The 22406-nt window shown below is 45.2% G+C and carries 18 protein-coding genes; 17 read left to right on the top strand and 1 reads right to left on the bottom strand.

What is annotated here, in order from left to right:
* The 4 genes from ABV001_RS07925 to ABV001_RS07940 form a co-directional block, all read left to right on the top strand.
* A partial coding sequence (locus tag ABV001_RS07925) for a hypothetical protein (RefSeq protein ID WP_352422295.1) occupies positions 1–216 on the top strand: 216 nt, incomplete at its 5' end.
* A 129-nt stretch (positions 217–345) separates the two neighbouring features.
* A complete protein-coding gene (locus tag ABV001_RS07930; RefSeq protein WP_352422349.1) occupies positions 346–3546 on the top strand; it encodes a SusC/RagA family TonB-linked outer membrane protein in 3201 nt (1066 codons plus the stop codon).
* 20 nt (positions 3547–3566) lie between these two features.
* Positions 3567–5318: a RagB/SusD family nutrient uptake outer membrane protein gene (locus ABV001_RS07935; protein WP_352422296.1), complete on the top strand. Its 1752-nt coding sequence runs from the start codon at positions 3567–3569 to the stop codon at positions 5316–5318.
* 111 nt (positions 5319–5429) lie between these two features.
* Positions 5430–5918, top strand: coding sequence for a hypothetical protein (locus ABV001_RS07940; RefSeq protein ID WP_352422297.1), 489 nt, complete (start codon positions 5430–5432; stop codon positions 5916–5918).
* 163 nt (positions 5919–6081) lie between these two features.
* Here ABV001_RS07940 and ABV001_RS07945 read toward each other — a convergent pair whose 3' ends face one another.
* Positions 6082–7530, bottom strand: coding sequence for a tryptophanase (locus ABV001_RS07945; protein WP_352422298.1), 1449 nt, complete (start codon positions 7528–7530; stop codon positions 6082–6084).
* 237 nt (positions 7531–7767) lie between these two features.
* Between ABV001_RS07945 and ABV001_RS07950 the strand changes: the two genes are divergently transcribed.
* The 13 genes from ABV001_RS07950 (at position 7768) to menA (ending at position 22393) form a co-directional block, all read left to right on the top strand.
* On the top strand, positions 7768–8733 hold the full coding sequence (locus ABV001_RS07950) for an ROK family protein (protein ID WP_352422299.1): 966 nt from the start codon (positions 7768–7770) through the stop codon (positions 8731–8733).
* A 159-nt stretch (positions 8734–8892) separates the two neighbouring features.
* On the top strand, positions 8893–10416 hold the full coding sequence (gene purH, locus ABV001_RS07955; protein ID WP_352422300.1) for a bifunctional phosphoribosylaminoimidazolecarboxamide formyltransferase/IMP cyclohydrolase: 1524 nt from the start codon (positions 8893–8895) through the stop codon (positions 10414–10416).
* Positions 10417–10460: 44 nt separating this feature from the next.
* Positions 10461–11486, top strand: a complete 1026-nt coding sequence (locus ABV001_RS07960) for a rod shape-determining protein (protein WP_323423456.1) — start codon at positions 10461–10463, stop codon at positions 11484–11486.
* A gap of 159 nt (positions 11487–11645) precedes the next feature.
* Positions 11646–12497, top strand: a complete 852-nt coding sequence (mreC, locus tag ABV001_RS07965; protein WP_352422301.1) for a rod shape-determining protein MreC — start codon at positions 11646–11648, stop codon at positions 12495–12497.
* A complete protein-coding gene (mreD, locus tag ABV001_RS07970) occupies positions 12494–13009 on the top strand; it encodes a rod shape-determining protein MreD (RefSeq protein ID WP_352422302.1) in 516 nt (171 codons plus the stop codon). Before mreC ends, mreD begins: the two co-directional genes overlap by 4 nt.
* Positions 12999–14894, top strand: a complete 1896-nt coding sequence (mrdA, locus tag ABV001_RS07975) for a penicillin-binding protein 2 (protein ID WP_352422303.1) — start codon at positions 12999–13001, stop codon at positions 14892–14894. The genes mreD and mrdA overlap by 11 nt, the downstream gene beginning before the upstream one ends.
* 12 nt (positions 14895–14906) lie before the next feature.
* Entirely contained in the window at positions 14907–16367 is a 1461-nt protein-coding gene (rodA, locus tag ABV001_RS07980; protein WP_352422304.1) for a rod shape-determining protein RodA, read from the top strand.
* A 36-nt stretch (positions 16368–16403) separates the two neighbouring features.
* Positions 16404–17705 carry a hypothetical protein gene (locus ABV001_RS07985; protein ID WP_352422305.1) on the top strand — a complete coding sequence of 434 codons (1302 nt, stop codon included), beginning with the start codon at positions 16404–16406 and terminating at the stop codon, positions 17703–17705.
* 82 nt (positions 17706–17787) lie between these two features.
* Positions 17788–18129, top strand: a complete 342-nt coding sequence (locus ABV001_RS07990; RefSeq protein WP_323423450.1) for a nitrous oxide-stimulated promoter family protein — start codon at positions 17788–17790, stop codon at positions 18127–18129.
* Positions 18129–19001, top strand: coding sequence for a LuxR C-terminal-related transcriptional regulator (locus ABV001_RS07995; protein ID WP_352422306.1), 873 nt, complete (start codon positions 18129–18131; stop codon positions 18999–19001). The genes ABV001_RS07990 and ABV001_RS07995 overlap by 1 nt, the downstream gene beginning before the upstream one ends.
* Before the next feature lie 137 nt (positions 19002–19138).
* Complete coding sequence (locus ABV001_RS08000; RefSeq protein ID WP_352422307.1) at positions 19139–21046, top strand: methylmalonyl-CoA mutase family protein; 1908 nt, start codon at positions 19139–19141, stop codon at positions 21044–21046.
* Between the two features lie 30 nt (positions 21047–21076).
* Complete coding sequence (locus ABV001_RS08005; protein ID WP_352422308.1) at positions 21077–21442, top strand: four helix bundle protein; 366 nt, start codon at positions 21077–21079, stop codon at positions 21440–21442.
* A gap of 39 nt (positions 21443–21481) precedes the next feature.
* On the top strand, positions 21482–22393 hold the full coding sequence (menA, locus tag ABV001_RS08010; protein WP_352422309.1) for a 1,4-dihydroxy-2-naphthoate octaprenyltransferase: 912 nt from the start codon (positions 21482–21484) through the stop codon (positions 22391–22393).
* Positions 22394–22406 lie beyond the last annotated feature (13 nt).

Here is a 22406-nt window from a genome sequence, read left to right on the forward strand (position 1 = left end):
ATTACATTATTTAATGAAATACCGCATTATTTAACCTGTTGTAAAAATTCTTCCCCACTTTTCTCTATCTTTCAAAATCATTTTCAAATCTATATTTCGGAACGACAAGACCCAAGCTGTGCCGTTTCCGATTTTGTATTCGTTGTATTTCCTATTCGTTTTTTGTTGTATTTACCTCTGAAAAGAGAGTTATTCCATGCTTGTCAAGAGTGGTGATATATCTTGATATTTAAACAAATGTCCGTTTTTTAATTATTAATCAAAGAACATGAAAGTATGAAAAGAGAAATGTTAAATCTGGTGAAAGGGTTGTTATTCATATCATGGTGGATAATTTCTCTTGGAATGTTTGCTCAAACACGCATTCAGGGTACGGTAACCGATGTTGGTGGTACGCCAATGATCGGTGTGAATGTCGTGGAAAAAGGCACCTTGAATGGCACGGTAACCGATGTTGAAGGAAATTTCACGTTAAATGTGGTTTCTTCCAATTCTGTGTTGGTATTCACCTATGTGGGCTATGTCGCGGAAGAAATGCAGGTGGGTAATAACCGTTCGGTTACAGTAGTGATGATGGAAGATATGGAAAGTCTCCAGGAGATTGTGGTTGTGGGTTATGGTAGCCAGGCTAAAAAAGATATCACCGGTTCGGTGGCTGTCGTGAATACAAAAGAACTGCTCGCTTCTTCCGGTTCTTCGGCTACACAACAGTTACAGGGGAAAACACCGGGTGTGTACATCGGGCAGACCGGATCTCCCGGGTCGGCTACCATGGTACGCATCCGCGGTATCAATACCGTAAACGATAACGGGCCGCTGTATGTGATCGACGGAGTTTCCACCCGTAATCAGAATTTAAGCAGCCTTAATCCGAATGACATAGAGAGCATGCAGGTATTGAAAGATGCTTCTTCAGCCGCTATTTACGGCGCTCAGGCTGCGAATGGTGTGATCCTGATCACCACTAAGAAAGGAACCGGGTCGGGACAACCGAAACTTACCTATGATGCCTATTTCGGTATGCAGAAGACAGGGAAAAAATATGATTTGCTGAACTCCATGGATCGGTTGGCATTAGAATGGGAGTCGCAACAGAACTCGTTCGACCTCCGTGGCGAGACAGGTGTTCCCGAACATGCACAATTTGGGTCAGGTGCTCAACCGAAGATCCCGAATTATTTGACGACTACGGGCGCTCAGGGAAGTCAGAATATTGATATCAATAATTATAGTTTTCCCGATAACCAGATCGTCCCCTTTTCCGATACCGACTGGTGGGATGCTATCGACCGGACGGCACCCATGCAAAACCATCAGCTCACGCTCTCCGGTGGAGGGAGCAAGGGAAGATACCTGATGGGATTGAACTTCTTCGACCAGAGAGGTACAGTTGTTGAATCCTATTATACCCGTTATCAGACCCGACTCAATACATCGTTCGATGTGCGGCCCTGGTTACGCGTAGGTGAAAACCTGCAATATACCTGGACTAAAGACCAGGGATTGACCAGCAACTCATCCGAAAGTACACCCTATTCATGGGTATATCGTGCTTCGCCATGGGTACCGGTAAAAGATACATTCGGTAATTGGGGCGGTTCGAAGATTGCCGGTACGGGTAACTGGGAGAATCCGGTAGCGATACAGGTACGCAATAAAGATAATTATTGGAGTAATTCGCGTATCTTTGGAAATATATGGTCGGAAATAGATTTGATGAAAGAACTGATGTTCCGCACCAGTTTCGGATTGGACTATACCAATGCCTATAGCTACTATATCAGCAAGAAGAACGTTGAGTTCTCCGAAAGTCCCGGCACTAACCACTTCCAGGAGGCCTCCAGCTTCAATTTCCGCTGGGTTTGGACCAATACGCTAACCTATAACAAAGTGTTTCAGAATGTACATTCGTTGAATGTCCTGGTGGGAACGGAGGCCATTCGTGATGGATTGGGAAGAGGAATGGAAGCGCGCCGTTATAATTACCTGTATGAAGACAACGAAAATACGTGGGTACTGGCGATGGGAGAAAACGACAATCAACGTACCAATAACTCCTGGTACAACGGAGAGTTTGCTCTCTTCGGCGTTTTTGGACGTGCCGATTATGCTTATCGGGATAAATACCTGTTTACAGGAATCGTGCGACGTGATGGCGTTTCGCGTTTTGCTAAAAAGAACCGTTATGGAACATTTCCTTCGATGTCTGCCGGTTGGCGTCTGTCGGAAGAGGGATTTATGGAAAATACGAAAGGTTGGCTGGATGACCTGAAATTGCGTGTCGGTTATGGCCATACCGGTAATGCCGAAATACCTCGTGCCACGAACTTCGCCATGCTTTTTGGTACCACTCCTGCTAATACGAATTACGACCTGAGCGGTACAAATACCGGATCAAACCTGGGATACAGGTTGGCTACCTACGGAAATGAGGATACCCGTTGGGAAGCAACCAAAATGACCAATATTGGGCTGGATGCCACTTTCGGACAAGGACGCTTTAACACCACATTAGAATTTTATAATAAGGTCACCTCTGATATGTTGATTGAGGCTGCCTACTCGGCACTGGCCAATACGGAGATTGGAAAACCTTATATCAACTATGGAGATATGCGCAACCGGGGGTTCGATTTCAGTTTTAACTACCGTGATAAAGCCGGAGATCTGGCCTGGGATCTCGGATTGAACCTTTCCACCTATAAAAACAAGGTGCTGAAATTGGCCGATGCCGATGATTATGCAATCTATGGAAGTGGCTACCGTCTTTCCACAAATGTAACCAGAACCATTAAAGGGCGTCCCATTTCGGAGTTCTTTGGTTACAATATCATCGGTTTCTATGAGAATGAGGAGGATGTGTTGAACTCCCCCGTACCCTATGGTACGGACCTGGCCAGCATAACCGCTAATCCGGGTTCATACATTGGCAAGTACAAGTTCCAGGATGTAAGCGGCCCCGATGGAGTACCTGACGGCGTGATCAATTCGTACGACCGTACAGTGATCGGAAATCCGCATCCGGATCTGCTGGCAGGGCTGAATGCTTCATTGACCTATAAAAACTGGGATTTTACCATGTTCTGGTATGCCACTATTGGCAATGATCTGTTCAACAATACCAAATATTTTACCGATTTCCCGTTATTCGGAGGAAACCGTTCGACCACAATGAGAGATTATTCATGGAGAAAAGGGGCGGACAATTCTAAAGCTAAATTACCGGTGCTTGATTCACAGGATAACTGGGGTGGTGCCGTTGCATCATCTTATTATGTAGAAAACGGTTCGTTCCTTAAATTGAAAAACCTTGTAGTGGGGTATACTTTCCCTAAATCCTTGTTGGAGAAAGCTACTATTTCTAACCTGAGGCTGTATATTCAGGCGGAGAATCTGTTGACATTCACCGATTATAGTGGCCTTGACCCGGAGATCACCAATATGGAAACCGGTGAAGGAAGCGGTTCGGACCTCCGGAGAGGACTCGATGCAGGTGGATGGCCTACTACAAAGAGGTTCATCATTGGTGTTAATTTTGAATTTTAATCACATTAAATTACAGAGCAATGAAGTACGAAAATAGATTATATATACTGGTTATTTCGGTCATCGTTTTACTGGGTTCTTGTGGGGAAGACTTTTTGTATAAAGACCCACAGGGGAGTATTAATCATGAGGCTTTGAAGAACCAGACGGGTATTGACCTTTTAACGGTGAATGCGTATGCGAATCTGACCGAGAACGGATGGGGAGCTACCCCGTTTAACTGGACATTCGGAGGAATGTATGGCGGGGATGCCAATAAAGGATCCGATGCAAACGACCAGTCGGTGTTGAATGAGATGGAAATGTATAGTACATTGCCTACCAACGGATACATCAGTGAAAAATATGAGTGGGTATATAAAGGAGCAAAACGGGTGAATATGGCGTTGCAGACAATGGCAGAAGTGGAAGACCTTCCAGAGGCTTTCCTGAATTCAAGGAACGGCGAATTGCATTTCCTCCGGGCATTATTTTATTTTGAAGGAATCAAGGTTTTTGGACCTTATCTCCCCTGGGTAGATGAGACCATTACCGACAATAATCCCAAAGTGTATAACGATATCGATATTTATCCCAATGTACTTGAAGATATTGACATTGCCATCCGTGACCTGCCTGAAAAACAGGATAGTCCGGGGCGTGCCAACCACTGGGCTGCAAAAGCATTGAAAGCGAAAATTTTAATGCATAAGGGTGACCTGTCGGCAGCCAAACCAATTTTAAAGGATGTGATAGATAATGGTATGACATCCAATGGGCTGCAGTACGGTTTGGAAGACGATATGAATGCCAACTTCGAAAGTTATCGCGATAATGGAAAGGAATCCATATTTGCCGTTCAATTCTCAGCCGATTACAACAATGCCAATAGCGGATTGTCTCTTTGTTATCCTCACGGAGGAGATGGATCTCCCGGTGGTTGTTGCGGTTTCTATCAGCCGTCCAACGAACTGGCCAACTCCTTTAAAGTGGGAGCAGATGGCCTGCCGTTGCTTGACAACTCATACAGGAGCACACCGTATGTAACCGTGAGGAACACGTCGGGAGGGGAAAACGCCCCGTTATCGGTGAACAATAATGTGGCGGTAGATCCTCGTATCGATTTTGCCATCGGTCGTTTTGGCATTCCATACAAGGATTGGGGCGTACCTCAAAACAACTGGGTGCGTGATGTGGCCAATGGTGGATACTTCCTCCCCAAGAAACACGTGTATACCAAGAAGGAATTGGATGAAGGCCTGGCCGGAGGTGCTTTACACGATGGATGGGCTCCGGGTTCTGCTATCAATCTGCAGTATCTGAGCCTTCGGGATATGATATTGTTGTATGCAGAGTGTCTGGCCAATGACAATGACCTCGCAGGAGCGATGGCACTGGTGAATCAGATCCGTACCCGTGCTGCTTTAGAGGTGAATATCATTAAGACGGGCGGTGTGCCTGCGGCGAATTATAAAATTGAAAACTACCCCTCGACGCACACGGCATACAGCGATAAGGAAACCTGTATCAAGGCTGTCCGTATGGAGCGTAAGCTGGAACTGGCCATGGAAGGACAGCGTTGGTTCGATCTGGTCCGTTGGGGCGGAGACTATATGAGTAAAGAGCTGGGGGATTATATTCGATTTGAAAGGAATTTTCTCGCTAAATTCGCCACAGCTTCTACATTGAGCAGTGCCAGAACCATGTTTCCGTTGCCGGAAGGACAGATTCAGACCATGGGAGAGGATGAGAATGGTAAACCCTATCTGGAACAACCGGCTCCCTGGAAATAAATAGCTTGATTTCAAAAAGAGGGTATGCCGCCATGGTGTTTTACCCTCTTTTTATTCGTCATCAGAAATGATATAAATGATGAATTAATGAATGGTATAAAAGAAACGATAATGTCAAAAATAATCAATCTTTGTTTGTCCGTTCTATTTCTCTCCTGCCTTATCGCTTGTCACCGCTCCCCAGTCCTGGAAGACTTCACTTATAGATATAGTATGGAGAGTATCAATAATTTTAAAGTCGAATTCCAGTTGAATCCGGATTCCACTTATCGAATTGATCAGTATAATTATTTTTTCGATAAGTATGAAGGAAAGGCAAAGCCAATCTTTAGGGAAGGAAAATTGACAAGGGATGAATTTGACAGGTTTGCCGGATTGATAACCGAGAGCAAATTGGAAAAAATGAACAACTCCTATGGTTTCGACCGGGGAAGCGATACGGATAATAGTATTATTTACGTGATCGAATTAAAACATAACGAACAGAGCAAATTCGTTTCGGTCAATAACAGTATGGATGAATACCTGCCGGATAGCTTCAATCGTTTGATCACATTTACCGGAGGGTTCATTAGTGATAAAATGGAAAGGGTAGAATGAGTATGCCGGATAATAGGATTTCATAGCCATACCAGGGGATTACGTGTGGGAAGGTCAATAATCGGATCAATTCATGCGTATTCCCGATATTGAAACGAACCCCGGAAGTCAGGAAAACTGTCGGGGTTCGTTTATGTAAAAAAGTCTTGTTTACAGTAATAATTTACAAACTTTCTCCGAAATCCTCTTTAAACTTGGCGATCAGTTTTTGAGGCCAGTCGCTTACCGGTTCCAGTCCTCCCATGAAGAAGCGGAGCACAGGAGGTTCGTATACGAAGCGGAGACCACCAATCAATGTCCGGTTTTCATACAACCAGGTCATCCGGTCCTCCACATATTTGATCTGGGATAAGGTGAAAACCCGGCGGGGTACTGCCAGGCGTACCAGTTCCATATCAGCATAGGTTTCATTGCCATATTCATCGCGCTGGTTGGAGATGGAGCCTCTCTCCATCCCGCGGATCCCCGAAATAAGGAACAGCGCCGCGGCCAAAGCACCGGCAGGATACTCTTTTTGAGGGATATGTTCGCATACTTTCATCGCATCTACATGGGCGCCCAGCACACCGGCCGGTTTTACCACGGGTACTCCGTGTCCGTCAAGGGCATTTACCAAATAGGCGATGAAATCGGGACTTTGACTGATCATCGTTTCATCGAGCGTTTCATATAGCCCCACTGCCATCGCTTCAATCTCACGCACGGAAATACCTCCGTAAGTCAGGAATCCTTCGAACAGTGGTACCAGTGCTTCTAACTCGCGATAAATATCAGTGTTATTCGTACAAATACCACCTCCCCGGGAAGAACTTAGTTTTCTGGCTGAGAAATAGACGATATCGGCAAGATCGGTCATGACCTTTATCACTTCACCCATCGAATTATCTTTGAACTCTTCTTCCCGCTGGATTACTAAATAAGCATTCTCCCCGAGCAGGCTCGCGTCGAGTACCAGCCGGATATTATATTTGTCGGCAATAGCCCTTACATCCCTCAGGTTCTGCACCGAAAAAGGTTGTCCCCCGATAAGGTTGGTGGACGCCTCCATGCGGATGAACGGGATGTTCTTGGCTCCGTGTACCTTGATTACTTCTTCCAGTTTTTCAATATTCATGTTCCCTTTGAAAGGGTGTGAGGAGTTGATCACATAGGCTTCGTCATACAATAACTCTGCGATTTTACCCCCGTACTGGGTGATATGCGCCATGGCAGTGGTGAAGTGGTAATTCATCGGGACCAGGTTACCTTTCCGCACATATGCGTTCGACAGGATATTTTCTGCTGCCCGCCCTTGGTGTACCGGAAGGTAATATTTTTTACCCAGTACATCTTCCACCGCTTTCTGCAGGCGGAAGAAACTTTGCGATCCGGCATAAGCATCGTCGGCTTGCATCATAGCTGCCATCTGGTTGTCACTCATTGCATTGGTGCCACTGTCGGTGAGCATGTCGAGGAATACATCCTTTGTATTGAGCCGGAAAGTATTAAATCCTCCTTCCTGTAATGCTTCCAGTCTTCTCTCGATAGGTACTAAATGTAATTTCTGTACTATACGTACTTTGTGCAACTCCAACGGAATTTTCTCTCCGTTGTAAAATTTAATTTCATTCATGGGGTCTACGTTCTGTCTTATAGTTAGTAATTGTTTGATAATTCTTGAAGATTGTTGTTAATATCAGGCTTTTCCTGATAAATTTTAATTCAAAACTGCAAATGTAATGAAAGCTGAGTGAAAAACCAAGAAAAAGAAATAATTTTACGACTAATGGGATTGTCTTAACAAAAAAACCTATATTTGTACTTATAATTCTAATATTTATCATTGACTAATTTTTAATAAAACAAATCTATGGATAAACCCTATGCAATAGGTATTGATGTGGGCGGTACGAACACCGTTGTGGGCATCGTGGACAAGAGAGGACAGATTTTAAAGAGCGGCAGCATTAAAACTGGTAAACATGCTCAGGTGGAAGACTATCTGGATGAATTGACCAACTTGATTGAAGATCTTATCAAGGGAACAACCACCAAGGATCAAATTAAGGGTATTGGCGCAGGTACACCCAACGGTAACTACTTCACCGGCAGTATTGAGTTTGCACCCAATCTGCCCTGGAAAGGAGTGATCCCTTTTGCCCAGATGCTGGAAGACCGGGTAGGTATCCCTGTAGCTCTTACCAACGATGCCAATGCGGCAGCTATCGGCGAAATGACGTACGGTGCCGCACGCGGCATGAAAGATTTTATTGTGATCACGCTGGGAACAGGTGTAGGTAGTGGTATCGTGGTGAACGGACAATTGGTGTACGGACACGATGGTTTTGCCGGTGAACTCGGCCACGTGATCATGCGCCGGCATAACGGTCGTCTTTGCGGATGCGGGAGAACAGGATGTCTCGAAGCTTATACATCGGCTACAGGTATGGCACGTACAGCACGCGAATACCTTGATTTGAAACCCGATGCAAAGACGCGGCTCCGCAATATCCCGGCTGATGACATCACCTCCAAAGATGTGTTTGATGCCGCTATGGCCGGAGATGAGATGGCGAAAGAAATCTTTGATTTTACCGGTGAGATGCTGGGCGAAGCATTTGCCGATTTCGTAGCTTTCTCCAGCCCTGAAGCAATCATCCTTTTCGGTGGGCTTTCTAAAGCGGGCGACCTTATTATGGACCCCATCCGGGAAAGTATGGAGAAGAATCTGTTGCCTATCTTTAAGAATAAGGTGAAACTGATGTTTTCAGAACTCAAAGAGAGCGATGCCGCCGTATTGGGTGCCAGCGCACTCGGTTGGGAAGTCAGAGATTGATCGGAAATACTTAATTTTACACATAAGCTTCAGCTCCGGAAAAATCCGGAGCTGTTTTTTTCAAATTTATGCAAAACTAATGAACCAATTGACAGAAAAGAGCGATAGATTTTATACCTTTGTACTCATTTTAAAAATAACGACTTAAACGGACGCATAATGTCAAAAAAAATTCAAACAGCCCTTATTTCGGTTTACCATAAGGACGGGCTGGAAGAAATACTTAAGGAATTACATCATTTAAAGGTTAAATTTATTTCTACCGGCGGTACGCAGGAATTCATCCAGTCTTTAGGCTATGAGTGCGAAGCGGTGGAAGATGTCAGTAGCTATCCTTCCATCCTGGGAGGTAGGGTAAAAACGCTCCATCCTAAAATATTCGGAGGCATACTTTACCGGCGGGACAATGAAAGTGATAAGAAACAGGTAAAATCTTACGATATCCCCTCCATCGACCTGGTCATTGTAGACCTGTACCCTTTTAAGGAAACGGTGGCTGTCGGCGGTACGGAGGAGGAGATCATCGAGAAGATCGATATAGGAGGCATTTCGCTTATCCGTGCAGCTGCGAAGAACTACAAAGATGTACTCATTGTAGCATCGAAGGAGCAGTATGCGCCGTTGCTCAATTTGCTGAAAGAGAAACAGGGTCTTTCAGACAATGCTGATCGTCGCTGGTTTGCCAAAGAAGCGTTTATGATCTCTTCCGGCTATGATTCTGCGATTTTCAGCTATTTCGATGGCGATGATAATTCAGCGCTGCGTGTAGCCCAGGATGGAGGAAAACCACTCCGTTATGGTGAAAATCCTCATCAAAAGGGACTGTTTTATGGTGATTTCAACGAAATATTCGAACAGTTGCATGGTAAAGAGATCTCCTATAATAACCTACTTGATATTGATGCAGCCGTATCGCTGATTTCCGATTTCAACGAGACAGCCCTGGCTATCCTCAAGCACAACAATGCCTGTGGCATGGCTTGTCGCCCAACAGTGAAAGAAGCGTGGGACGCCGCGTTGGCTGCCGATCCTGTATCGGCTTTCGGTGGTATCGTAGTAACCAACCGGCAGGTGGATGCAGCCGCTGCCGAAGCTATCCACGAGATTTTCTTTGAAGTGATTATTGCCCCCGGATATGATAAAGATGCGCTGGATATTTTGTTCCAAAAGAAAAATCGTATAATTTTGGTATTGAAATCGAGTGAAAAAGCTATACAACGCTTACAATACCGTTCGGTGCTCAATGGCGCTTTGGTACAGGATAAAGACCTGAGTGTGGAAACTGCCGCCGGTTTGCAGGTGATGACAACCAAAGCTCCTACGGAAAAAGAAACAGAAGACCTGCTCTTTGCCAATATACTGGTGAAACATACCAAGTCGAACGCCATTGTGCTGGTAAAAGATAAACAACTTATTGCCAGTGGAACGGGACAGACTTCGAGGGTAGATGCACTGAACCAGGCAATTGAGAAAGCCGGTACATTCCATTTCGACCTGCATGGAGCAGTGATGGCCAGTGATGCCTTCTTCCCTTTCCCCGATTGTGTGGAGATCGCCCACAAGGCAGGTGTCACAGCAGTTATCCAGCCCGGTGGTTCCGTCCGTGACGGTGAGTCGGTAGATTATTGCAACCAAAACGGCCTCTCGATGGTGAAAACCGGCATAAGACATTTCAAACATTAAACACAAGACAATAACTACTATCGAATAGCTTAATATTATACATTATGGGCTTATTTTCATTTACACAAGAGCTTGCAATGGACCTTGGTACCGCCAATTCCGTCATTGTGAACAACGCGGGAAAGATACTCCTGGACGAACCCTCTATCGTGGCACTGGATCGCAAAACAGACAAGATGATCGCCTTGGGTGAGAAAGCGAGACAAATGCACGGGAAGACACATGAGAATATTCGTACGGTGAGGCCGTTGCGGGATGGTGTGATCGCTGACTTCAATGCTGCGGAGCAGATGATCCGCGGTATGATCAAAATGGCCAATAAAAATAAAGGAGGCCTTTTTTCTCCTTCGTTGCGCGTGGTTATCTGCATTCCTTCGGGGAGTACCGAAGTGGAGATCCGTGCTGTGCGCGACTCGGCAGAACATGCCGGCGGCCGCGATGTCTATATGATCTTTGAACCCATGGCGGCAGCCCTCGGGATTGGTCTCGATGTGGAGGCTCCCGAAGGTAATATGATCGTAGACATAGGTGGGGGAACCACAGAAATTGCCGTAATCTCACTCGGCGGTATCGTTTCCAATAAATCGATCAAGATTGCAGGAGATGATTTTACTGAAGATATTCAGGATTACATGGGACGCCAGCACAATATCAAGGTGGGTGACCGTACCGCTGAACAAATCAAGCTCCAGGTAGGTTCCGTAGTTACGGAACTCGACAATCCGCCTGAAGATTTTGTCGTGCACGGCCCCAACAGGATGACTTCCCTGCCTATGGATGTGCCTGTATCCTACCAGGAAATCGCGCACTGCATCGAGAAATCGGTATCAAAAGTCGATTCAGCTGTGCTGAGCGCATTGGAACAGACTCCCCCTGAATTATATGCCGACATTGTACGTAACGGTATTTATCTGACCGGTGGGGGAGCTCTGCTGAGAGGTCTCGACAAAAGGCTGACCGAGAAAATTGGAATCCCCTTCAGGGTGGTCGATGATCCCTTGCACATGGTAGCCAAGGGAACCAGCATTGCGTTGAGGAATATTGATAAATTCAACTTTTTGATGAGGTAAAATTTAGAACCAAAATCCAAGAATTTTCTTAGGAACGAGTGCAGAGTTAAGTTTACTTGTTCTATGCCGAGTGACGACAGAAAATGGACGAAGTCAACCAAGATTTAAGACTTGGAATGTAGAATCCAGGGTGTAAAATAGGATAAAGCATAGGTTTAGATGCGTAATCTTTTTAACTTTATCATTCGGAATAGTCACTGGCTGCTTGCCGCATTGTTGGTAGCATTCAGTTTCTATCTCGTTTTTACGCAAAATTCCTATCAGCGCAGCGTTTATCTTTCTTCCGCCAATCAGGTAACGGGATGGTTTTATTCAATCTCTAACGATGTCGGGGCGTTCTTTCATCTGAGGAAAAACAATCAGTTGCTGTTGGAGCGGAGTGCCGAACTGGAGAAAGAGATACTGTTACTCAAGGACCGGATAGATATCCTGGCTGCTACCGATTCCCTGGAAGTAGGCGATCTTGTACCCGATTCACTTCCGGTATCACAATTCGATTTTATCCCTGCAGAAGTGGTCAACCTGAGTTTCTCAGGAGCTAACAACTTCATTACAATTAATAAGGGATCGGAGCACGGGGTCAAACCCGATATGGGAGTGATTTCATCAGGAGGGGGTATAGTGGGAGTGGTTTCTGTTGTGTCGAAAAACAGGGCGGTGGTGATTCCTGTCATCAATCCCAAGTTCCGGTTAAGCGCGAGGCTGAAAAACTCCGAGAATTACGGATCTATTTCCTGGGACGGGACAAATATCGGGGAAGCGCAACTGCAAGAATTGCCTAAGCATGAAGTTTTTCATGAGGGTGATACCGTGTTGACCAGTTTCTCACGTATATTTCCCCGAAATCTTGTGATAGGTTTTGTGAACAGTGAAGGTAGGTCCAGGGACGATAATTTCAATACGTTCAATATTCAACTGGCTACCAATTTCTATACGTTGCAGGACGTGCTGGTGATCGACGACACCTATTACGAGGAACAGAAAAAACTCGAAGAGATGTTGCAGCAATGAAACTGAATTACATATATGAAATAGTGCTTTTTGTGGTGCTGATACTGCTTCAGGTACTGTTACTGAACCGGATCAGCCTGTTTGGTATTGCCACTCCGGTATTGTATGTCTATTTCCTGCTGAAGCTGCCGGTGGGTAGAAATCTCTATTATGTGATCTTCTCCGCTTTTCTGATGGGGCTGATCATTGATATCTTCCTGAATACGCCGGGTATGAACGCGGCGGCAATCACTATTGTAGCCGCATTCAGGAAAAATATCCTGGGACTTTTTTTTGAGAGGGAAGGCTATGATGATTTTGTGCCGGGGATCAATACTGCCGCGGGGCCTTTTGTCCGATTCACTATTTTCATGGTATTCCTGCATCTCACGTTGCTGTTCTTTATTGAATCGTTCACACTTTTTAATTTGAAAAATACGCTGCTGCGGATTGGTACCTCTTCGGTAGTGACCATCCCGCTGATTATTACGTTGGATAGTTTAATGTTTAGGAGAAATCCCGGTGAACAATAATGCGAATTCCCTTGCCAAAAGACGATATATTATTGCCACAATAGTGGTTGTAATTGTCCTGGTGTATGTGGGCCAGCTGTTCAATTTACAGTTGATGAGCCCGCGGTACAGGGAGTATGCCGACAGTAACGCCTTCTTTCGCAAGACCCTTTATCCGGCTAGGGGAGCTATTTATGACCGGAATGGCAAGTTGCTTGTATATAACAGGCCTACGTATGATGTAATGATGGTGGTGCGGGAAATGAAACAGTTCGACACGCTCGATTTCTGTCGCACGCTCAATATCGATGTGGAGCGTTTTCATACACTGAACGCCGATATGAGGGACCGCCGGAAGAATCCCGGTTATTCTTCTTACACGCCGCAGTTGTTCATGACGCAACTCAATGTAGAAGAGTACGGATTGTTACAGGAAAAATTGTATAAATTTCCCGGCATATATATCCAGGGGCGGACAGAGCGACAATATAATTATCCCAATATGGGACTTATCCTCGGTTATGTGGCTGAAGTCGACAAGAATAAGATGGCTGCCGATCCTTATTACGTGAGGGGTGATTATGTCGGGAAATCGGGGATTGAATTATCGCATGAAGAAGATCTTCGCGGCGAGAAAGGGGTAGAGATCCTTCTGCGCGATGCACACGGCAGGGTACAGGGGAAGTACGAAAATGGGGCACACGACAAAGCGCCGGTATCGGGAAAGGACCTAACTCTGGGTATCGATATTGATCTCCAGGCATACGGTGAGAAGCTGATGCACAACAAAGTAGGAAGCATTGTAATGATCAATCCCAAGACGGGGGAGATCCTTTCTATGGTTTCTGCCCCTACTTACGATCCGGTACTGCTTACAGGAAAGAGTTCCGATTTCAGTGCCAATTACCGCGAGCTGGAGAATAATCCCTTTAAACCGCTTCTCAATAGGGCAATTGCGGGGACCTATCCGCCGGGATCAACCTTTAAACCTACTCAGGGACTCATCTTCCTGCAAGAGGGTATTATCACTCCCGAGACGCATTATGCCTGCTATGGCGGATATCCCCCACTGGGTGGACGCCCTGCCTGTCATCCCCACGGCTCGCCCCTGGCGCTTCAGCCGGCCTTGGCCACTTCCTGTAACTCTTACTTCTGTTATGGTCTTAACGCCATGTTGAGCAACAGGAGTAAATATGCGTCAGTGGTAGCCGCTTTTGACGTGTGGCGCGACCATATGGTGGATTTGGGATATGGTTATCCATTGGGAGTGGATCTCCCTTCCGAGAAGAGAGGCTTTATTCCCAATAGTAAATTCTATACGAACATATTCAAAACGGAGCGTTGGAATGCACATAATATAATTTCTATAGCCATAGGACAGGGAGAGATACTGGCCACTCCCCTGCAAATTGCCAACCTGGGTGCTTTGATTGCTAACAGGGGATACTATTATACACCCCATGTAGTAAAAGAGCGTAAAGGAGCAGCCTTGGAGACAACCTATACCACAAGACATGATTCGGGCATCAACAGGGAGTATTTTGAATTAACTGTGGAGGGGATGGCTGACGCGGTGACCAAGGGTACTTGCCGCGGAATTAATCTTTCGCCTTTAGTGGATGTATGTGGAAAAACCGGTACCTCGCAAAATCCTCATGGCGACGACCACTCAATCTTTATGGGCTTTGCGCCGAAAGATGACCCTCAGGTGGCTATTGCCGTTGTGGTGGAGAATGGCCGGTTTGGTGCAACCAATGCGGTACCCATCGCCAGGTTGATGATGCAGAAGTTCTTCAGGGGAGAAATACCCGAGAGCGACCAATGGTTGGAAACTACCATTGTAAACCGGGAGATACTGCCTTATTCCTATATCAGGAACCTGCCACCTCTTCCACCGAAGAATTAATATAAAAAGGATATGAGTTATCAGGGCAATAATGAAATAGAGGAAAAGGGGAAAGTGGACAAGATAACGATCACTTTCTACCTCCTCTTTGTCTTTCTCGGATGGCTCAATATCTACGCCGCCAGTTTCGATCTGGAAAATGCCACAGGACTGTTCGATCTCTCTTCCAGGGCGGGAATGCAATTGATCTGGATGGGTACCTCGTTCCTGCTGGCGTTTGCCCTGTTAAAGATCGATACAGCTTTTTATGAGACCTATGCGTTTCTTTTTTATCTGGCCGGTATTCTATTGCTGGTCATTACACTCCTGGTGGCGCAAGACATCAACGGTTCCCGTTCATGGTTGATTATCGGGCCGGTGCGGCTGCAACCGGCTGAATTTATGAAATTCATTATTGCACTGACATTGGCAAAGGTGTTCAATTCTTACGGCTTCCACTTGATGGAACGAAAGAACCTCCTGCTGGCAAGTGTTATCATCCTGTTACCGGTGTTCCTGGTAATTGCCCAAAGCGAAACGGGTACGGCTCTGGTCTACCTGAGTTTTATCCTGGTACTCTACAGGGAAGGGCTGCCCGGTGGATTCCTTTTTATGGGGATCGCCGCTATTCTCTATTTTATTCTGGGAATCCGTTTTTCCGACAACCAGATGGGTGCCCTTTCCGAAGGAGAATTTGCCACCGTTATTCTCATCATTATTTTCTCGGCAGCCATGATATGGAATTATGTCAAACGGCTTTCTACCTTTTTAATCCTTTTGCTGTCGGTGGCTGCTATCTTTTTACTGGCTCTTGGGGCTTCTTTCTTTTCAGTGCAAATAGACTGGGGATTAGTGGCTATCATAGCATTGTCCTATACCGCACTTTATCTGCTTTTCCACTTCTTCAGGTATGGGAAAAAAGCATATCTTTATATTTTCCTGTTTTTGATGGGGTCATTCGCCTTCCTCGAATCGGTGGAATATGTGTTCTACGATGTACTCCAGCCACACCAGCAGATGCGTATCAAAGTAACTTTGGGTATGGAACAGGACCTGACCGGGGCGGGGTATCATGTGGGACAATCCAAGATTGCCATTGGTTCAGGTGGACTGACAGGTAAAGGGTTTCTTAACGGCACGCAGACAAAACTCAAATATGTGCCCGAACAAGATACCGATTTTATTTTTTGCACTATAGGAGAAGAACATGGATTCATCGGTTCCACCATTGTTTTGTTGCTGATGATGTTTTTTGTACTCCGCCTGCTCCGGTTGGCAGAACGACAGACAACCGCTTTCGGACGTACGTATGGTTACGGGGTGGCGAGCGTCTTCCTGTTTCACATGATCGTCAATATCGGAATGGTAATAGGTATTATGCCTGTTATTGGAATTCCATTACCTTTTTTCAGTTACGGGGGATCTTCCCTGTGGGGATTTACTATTTTGCTCTTTATCTTCCTCCGGATCGACAAATCGAGAAAACGGAGTTGAAAAAAATAAACAGACCGTTGCCTAAATCGCAAAGCAATGAAATTGCTTACAATCATATTGTTCACGGGGCTGCTCTCTACGACCCTGGCCGCCCAGGTTTCTTACTACCCTGCAGACTCGCTCTTACTCTACTTCAGGCAGGTGGAGAAGGCTACCTTTCTGCATCAGGGATTGTGGGATAAAGACATTTACGGACCAATCCTCCTTGTAGATACTGAAACAAGGGAGGTCTATGCCAACCTGCCCGACGCCCAGGGTGTACTGAAACCCGATAAAGGAATTTACAGGGGTATATTGCCTAAGGAGGTGACTTTCTCCAACACCGATATTCAATGGAGCGGTACTCATTGGGCTATGATCACATTGCCTCTATCCATCAATGAACAGGATCGGGTTGATCTGATGACCCATGAGTTGTTCCATGTCGCCCAGCCTTCACTTGGCTTTCATATCAGGAGAGAAGAGAACAACCATTTGGATCTCAGGGAAGGGAGAATATATCTCCGTCTGGAAATGGCTGCATTGGAGGCAGCATTGAAAGCCAGAAGATTGAACCGCGCAGAGGAACATCTGAGGAACGCATTGATTTTCAGGAAATATCGGCAGATGATATACCGGGGTTCCGAAACCACGGAAAATAGTCTTGAACTATTGGAAGGTATGGCTACATACACGGGACAGATAATGAGTGGACGTAATAAATGGCAGTGGAGAGAGTATCTTATCCGGCGGATCGAACGGTTTGAAGAGATTCCTTCATTTGTGCGCTCATTTGCTTATGAGATGGTGCCGGTATATGGGTTTTTCCTTTATCAGAAAGATAACCACTGGAATAAGAAGGTGGATGAGGATACACAATTCACCGAATTCTTTTCGGAAGCATTCGGGGTAGATAGGCGTATCCTGTTGCAGTCGTATGTGAAACAGGTTGCCGAAGAGTACCGGGGACGCGCGATAGCCGATGAGGAGAATAGAAGGGAAGTATCCCATAATAGGTTGCTCGATGAATATAGGGAGAAATTTTTTGAGGAGCCACGTCTCGAAATACGATTGGAAGAGATGAATATGGCTTTCGACCTGCAAAATCTGATCCCCCTTGATGAAGATGAGGGAACCGTTTATCCTACTATCACGCTCAGTGATCATTGGGGAACCCTTACCGTAGAGAAGGGAGGAGCATTGTTAAGGAGTGATTGGCGATGGGTGATTGTTTCAGAGCCGTTGGAAATAACCGGTAAGATAATTGTCGGAGAAGGATGGGTGATTGAACTCAATGAAGGATATGAGGTAAGTAGAAACTCACAAGGTGATTATCAGATTTTGAAAAAGAAACAGTGAGGTTGCCGGCCGTAAATCGATTTGGCTGCAAAAAATAATATGGTTACTTTTACATTTCAATTCCATTTAAAAGGATGCATGCATGAACGAAGGTGAGAAGAAAGTTGTCAGCAGCATGATTGCGCTTTACTGCCGATCTAAACACCGTTCAGGCAGGGAGTTATGTGCGGAATGCCGGTCGTTGAAAGAGTATGCTTTGCAGCGATTGGAGACTTGCCGTTTTGGTGAAGAGAAGCCCACCTGTGCCAGTTGTCCTGTTCACTGCTATAAGACCAGCATGCGTGTGAAAATCAAGGAAGTGATGCGTTTTGCAGGACCACGAATGTTATTTGTACATCCTGTGGCAACTATCCGCCATCTTTATCGTGAACGCAGGCTTGACCGTAATTATACTGCAAGAATCAAAACAAATCGGGATAGATAGTGGCTTTATTGGACCAATATAGTGTTATGGGGGATGTGCTGATGGAGCACAATGAGCTTGTTCCTGTACTGAACCGTTTCGGAATACGGCTTGGTGTGGGAGATAAGACTATTTTGAAACTGTGCGATGAACATACTCTCAACCCCGATTTTATCCTTACAATCATGAATGTCTACCTTGATGAAAACTACCTCCCTGAAGCTTCCCTGGCTTTGTTCGATGCCCAATCGATTGCCGATTATTTTCAGTGTACGGTGGAAAGTTATATTCATGAGCTAATCCCTAACATTGAGAAACACCTGAATGCCTTTATTGCCATCAGCGGTCCCGAAAAAGAGGAACTGCGGATGCTCAATAACCTTTTTCAGAAATTTAAGGAGAAGATGACGGAACACCTACAGAATCAAACCCTATTCGATGATGATTTTCCTTATGAATTGCTGCATGATCTGAAAAATATTTTAATCAGGCATCTCTCTACGGACCTCAATCAAAATCTTATGTATGCAATCATCTTTTCCGTTCATTCCTTTGAAAAAGATCTTGCGATCCACAACAGGTTAAGGGATAAAATTCTTCGACCCAAACTTGACGAGTTGGACTCAACCGATATTCGACATCTGCATCATCTTATTTCCGGTGATCATACGCAGCAGCAACCGGATCAGCATACCCATCAACTTACCAGCCGGGAAGAGGAAATCCTACGGCTTATTGTGAAAGGACACCTCAATAAAGAAATAGCTGAAAAACTGCATATCAGCCATAATACAGTCCTCACACACCGGAAGAATATTATTTCAAAAACAGGAATCAAAACTGTGTCGGGACTCACCTTTTATGCTATCCGTAAAGGGTTGATTACAATGTAAGTTTTGGAGTAAATACTTTCTAAAGAGAATAAAAAGCGTTATTTTTGTTCTCTTTTAGGGACTGGTGGTACAGTCAATCATAATTTGTCAAAATAATCAGGGAAAAAACCTCAAAATAATAAATAAAATAGTGAATTATGAGTAATCAGAGAGAGAAACTTTTCACTGGTTTTCCTCCGGTTTCCACTGAAGAATGGATGGAAGTTATCACAAAAGACCTGAAGGGGGCTGACTTCCAGAAAAAACTGGTATGGAGAACCAACGAAGGGTTTAATGTGAATCCTTTTTATCGTGCGGAAAATATAGAGGGATCCCTTGCGGCTGAAAATCTGCCGGGGCAGTTTCCTTATGTCCGTAGCACCAGAAAGGATAATAAGTGGCATGTGCGCCATGAGATCAATGTAAAGGATTTTGCGGAAGCTAACAAAAAAGCGCTTATCCTGCTCGAAAAAGGTGTTACCTCATTAGGCTTTCGATTGCCGAAGAATGAACTTTCGGCAGAAAACCTGGCAGTTCTGCTTCAGGGGATAGCCCCGGACAAGGTAGAGTTGAACTTCAGTACCTGTATATCCCGGACGATCGAATTGGCACGCTTAGTGGTAGAATATGTCCGGTCACAGAATCTCAATGTGATGGAATGCTTCGGAGCCATTGAATTCGATCCTTTCAGGAAGATACTGAAAAAGGGAATCGATGAACCTGAGTGGGTGGAAAAGGCCGTGGAGATAGTGAAAATTATGGCGCCACTTCCCCGATATCGTGCTATTACCGTATCCGGAGACAGAATGAACGATGCCGGTGCTTACAGCTATCAGGAATTGGGATACAGCCTTTCCTACGGAAACCAGGTATTGTCGGCATTGATCGAAAATGGTATTGATCCTGCCATGGCTGCGAAGAAAATAAAATTCGAGCTGGGTATAGGCGCCAACTACTTTATGGAGATCGCTAAATTCCGTGCTGCACGCTGGCTGTGGGCTGAAATCGTGGATGCCTACAAACCAGCCTGTTCGCATGATTGCGACAACAAAGCAGAAGACGGCACTTGCCGTTGTGCTGCAAAAATGAATATCCATGCCTCCACTTCACGATTCAACCAGTCGTTATACGACCCTTATGTAAATATGTTACGCACGCAAACAGAAGCGATGTCCGCCACTATCGGTGCTGTCGATTCTCTTACGGTGCGTCCTTTTGATGAGGCGTTCGAGACGCCTACCGCTTTTGCAGAACGTATTGCTGTCAATCAGCAACTACTGCTGAAAGAGGAGTCACATTTCGATAAGATTACCGATCCTTCATCAGGATCCTATTATATTGAGACACTTACTACTGCCCTGGGTGAGCAGGCATGGAAGTTATTTCTTCAAACCGAAGAGACGGGTTTCTATGAAGCACTCAAAACCGGAACAGTACAGGATGCCATCAATGCTTCGGCCGATGCCCGCTTCAACGCGGTAGCCAACCGGCGGGAAATCCTGTTGGGTACCAATCAGTATCCCAACTTCGGTGAGACCATGAGTCAAAAGATAGAAAATAAAGGAACTCATTGCGGTTGTGGAAGTGATGATACACAAAACAGGCCGCTCAAGCGACTTAATACGCGTCGTCTCTCCAATGCTTTCGACGAATTGCGTCTGGCTACCGAACAGGGTGGAAAACGTCCCAAAGTATTTATGCTTACCATCGGTAACCTGGCAATGCGTCTGGCACGTTCGCAATTTTCGAGCAATTTCTTTGCTTGTGCCGGTTATGAGTTGATTGATAACCTCGGATTCAAGACTGTGGAAGAGGGTGTCAACGCAGCCCGTGCCAAAGACGCTGATGTGGTAGTGCTCTGCTCAAGCGATGATGAATATGCCGATTTGGCCCCCGAAGCCTATAATCTCCTCAAGGGGGGCAAAGAGATTTTCGTGGTAGCCGGTGCTCCTGCCTGTGCAGACGACCTCAAAGCAATCGGTATCGAACATTTCATCAATGTGCGCAGTAATGTTCTGGAGACACTGAAAGGGTTTAATGAACTTTTGTTGAAGAATAAAGAGTAAGGAATAAGGAGTAAAGATAAATTTGGGATTATGCATCATTTCAGAAGGTTGAATATTTGGTCGAGACCTGTTGATCTGGTTACAGACATCTACAGATTAACGAATACTTTTCCTGCACATGAAAGATTTGGCTTAATATCACAAATGCAACGTGCGGCAATTTCTTGTCCTACTAATATTACAGAAGGATCTGCGAAATCCGGTTATAAAGATTTTGCACGGTTTCTTGAAATTGCATACGGTTCCTTACTTGAACTTGAAACTGAGTTGATAGTCGCAATGAATTTGGAATATATCGATGTTGAAAATTATGAACTATACAAAAACCGGATAGTTGAACTTCAAAACATGATTTATTCTTTTAAAGATAGATTATATCAACAAGGAGAAAGTTAAAATCTTTGTTCTTTACTCTTTACTCTTTACTCTAATAGTATGTCTGTAAACGGGAAACTGAAAAACTGGATCATCGTAGCACATCCGTGGGCGTTCCCGGCATCGGCATCGCCGGCGCTGATTGCCATATCCTATGTGTTTTATCTCTATACACAAGGAGAAATAACTCATTTGAACTGGATATATGGTATCTTGGCCCTTGTCGGTGCGGTTATCTTCCATATGGCAGGTAACCTGTTGGGCGACTATCATGATTATATGAGCGGTGTGGACACGAAAGAGAAAACCGGTCCGAGGCGACTGATCGTAGAGGGGATATTCAAACCGAAAACGGTGCTCTATTACGGCTATGTGGTTCTCTTTATCGGTATTTTGCTGGGAACCTATCTCCTGTTGAATACCGGTTTTCCGTTGCTGTTCATAGGAGCTGTTGGGATCATCGGCTCCCTGTTTTACTACAAATTCAAGTATGTGGCGATGGGTGACCTGGTCATCTTTATCTGTTACGGCTTGTCGATTGCTTTAGGAGTAGCCTATGTGATGACCGGAGAGGTGCTTTGGAAAATGCTCCTTGTGAGTACTCCGGTCGGATTATTGGTGGTAGCCATTTTACATGCCAACAATACGCGCGATATGCTACAGGATAAAGATGCCGGCATACATACCCAGGCCATGAAGATGGGATTGGAAGGTTCTCAGATTGCTTATCAGACATTGTTGCTGGTAGCTTACCTGCTGATCGCCATCATGGTGATGATACAGATGTTGGATAGTTGGGTTTTCCTGGTACTATTCAGTTTTCCGCTTGCCATTAAAAATCTCAAACTGATGAAAAGAGCAACTATGGACGATCTGGGAATTATCCGTTTTCTGGATACTCGCACGGCCCAATTGGTATTGCTATTCAGTTTGTTGATGGTGGCGGGTAATCTCATAGCTTCTCTTACTTAAAAAAAATAAAATA

It is taken from the genome of Proteiniphilum sp., assembly GCF_040307845.1.
GTDB lineage: Bacteria > Bacteroidota > Bacteroidia > Bacteroidales > Dysgonomonadaceae > Proteiniphilum.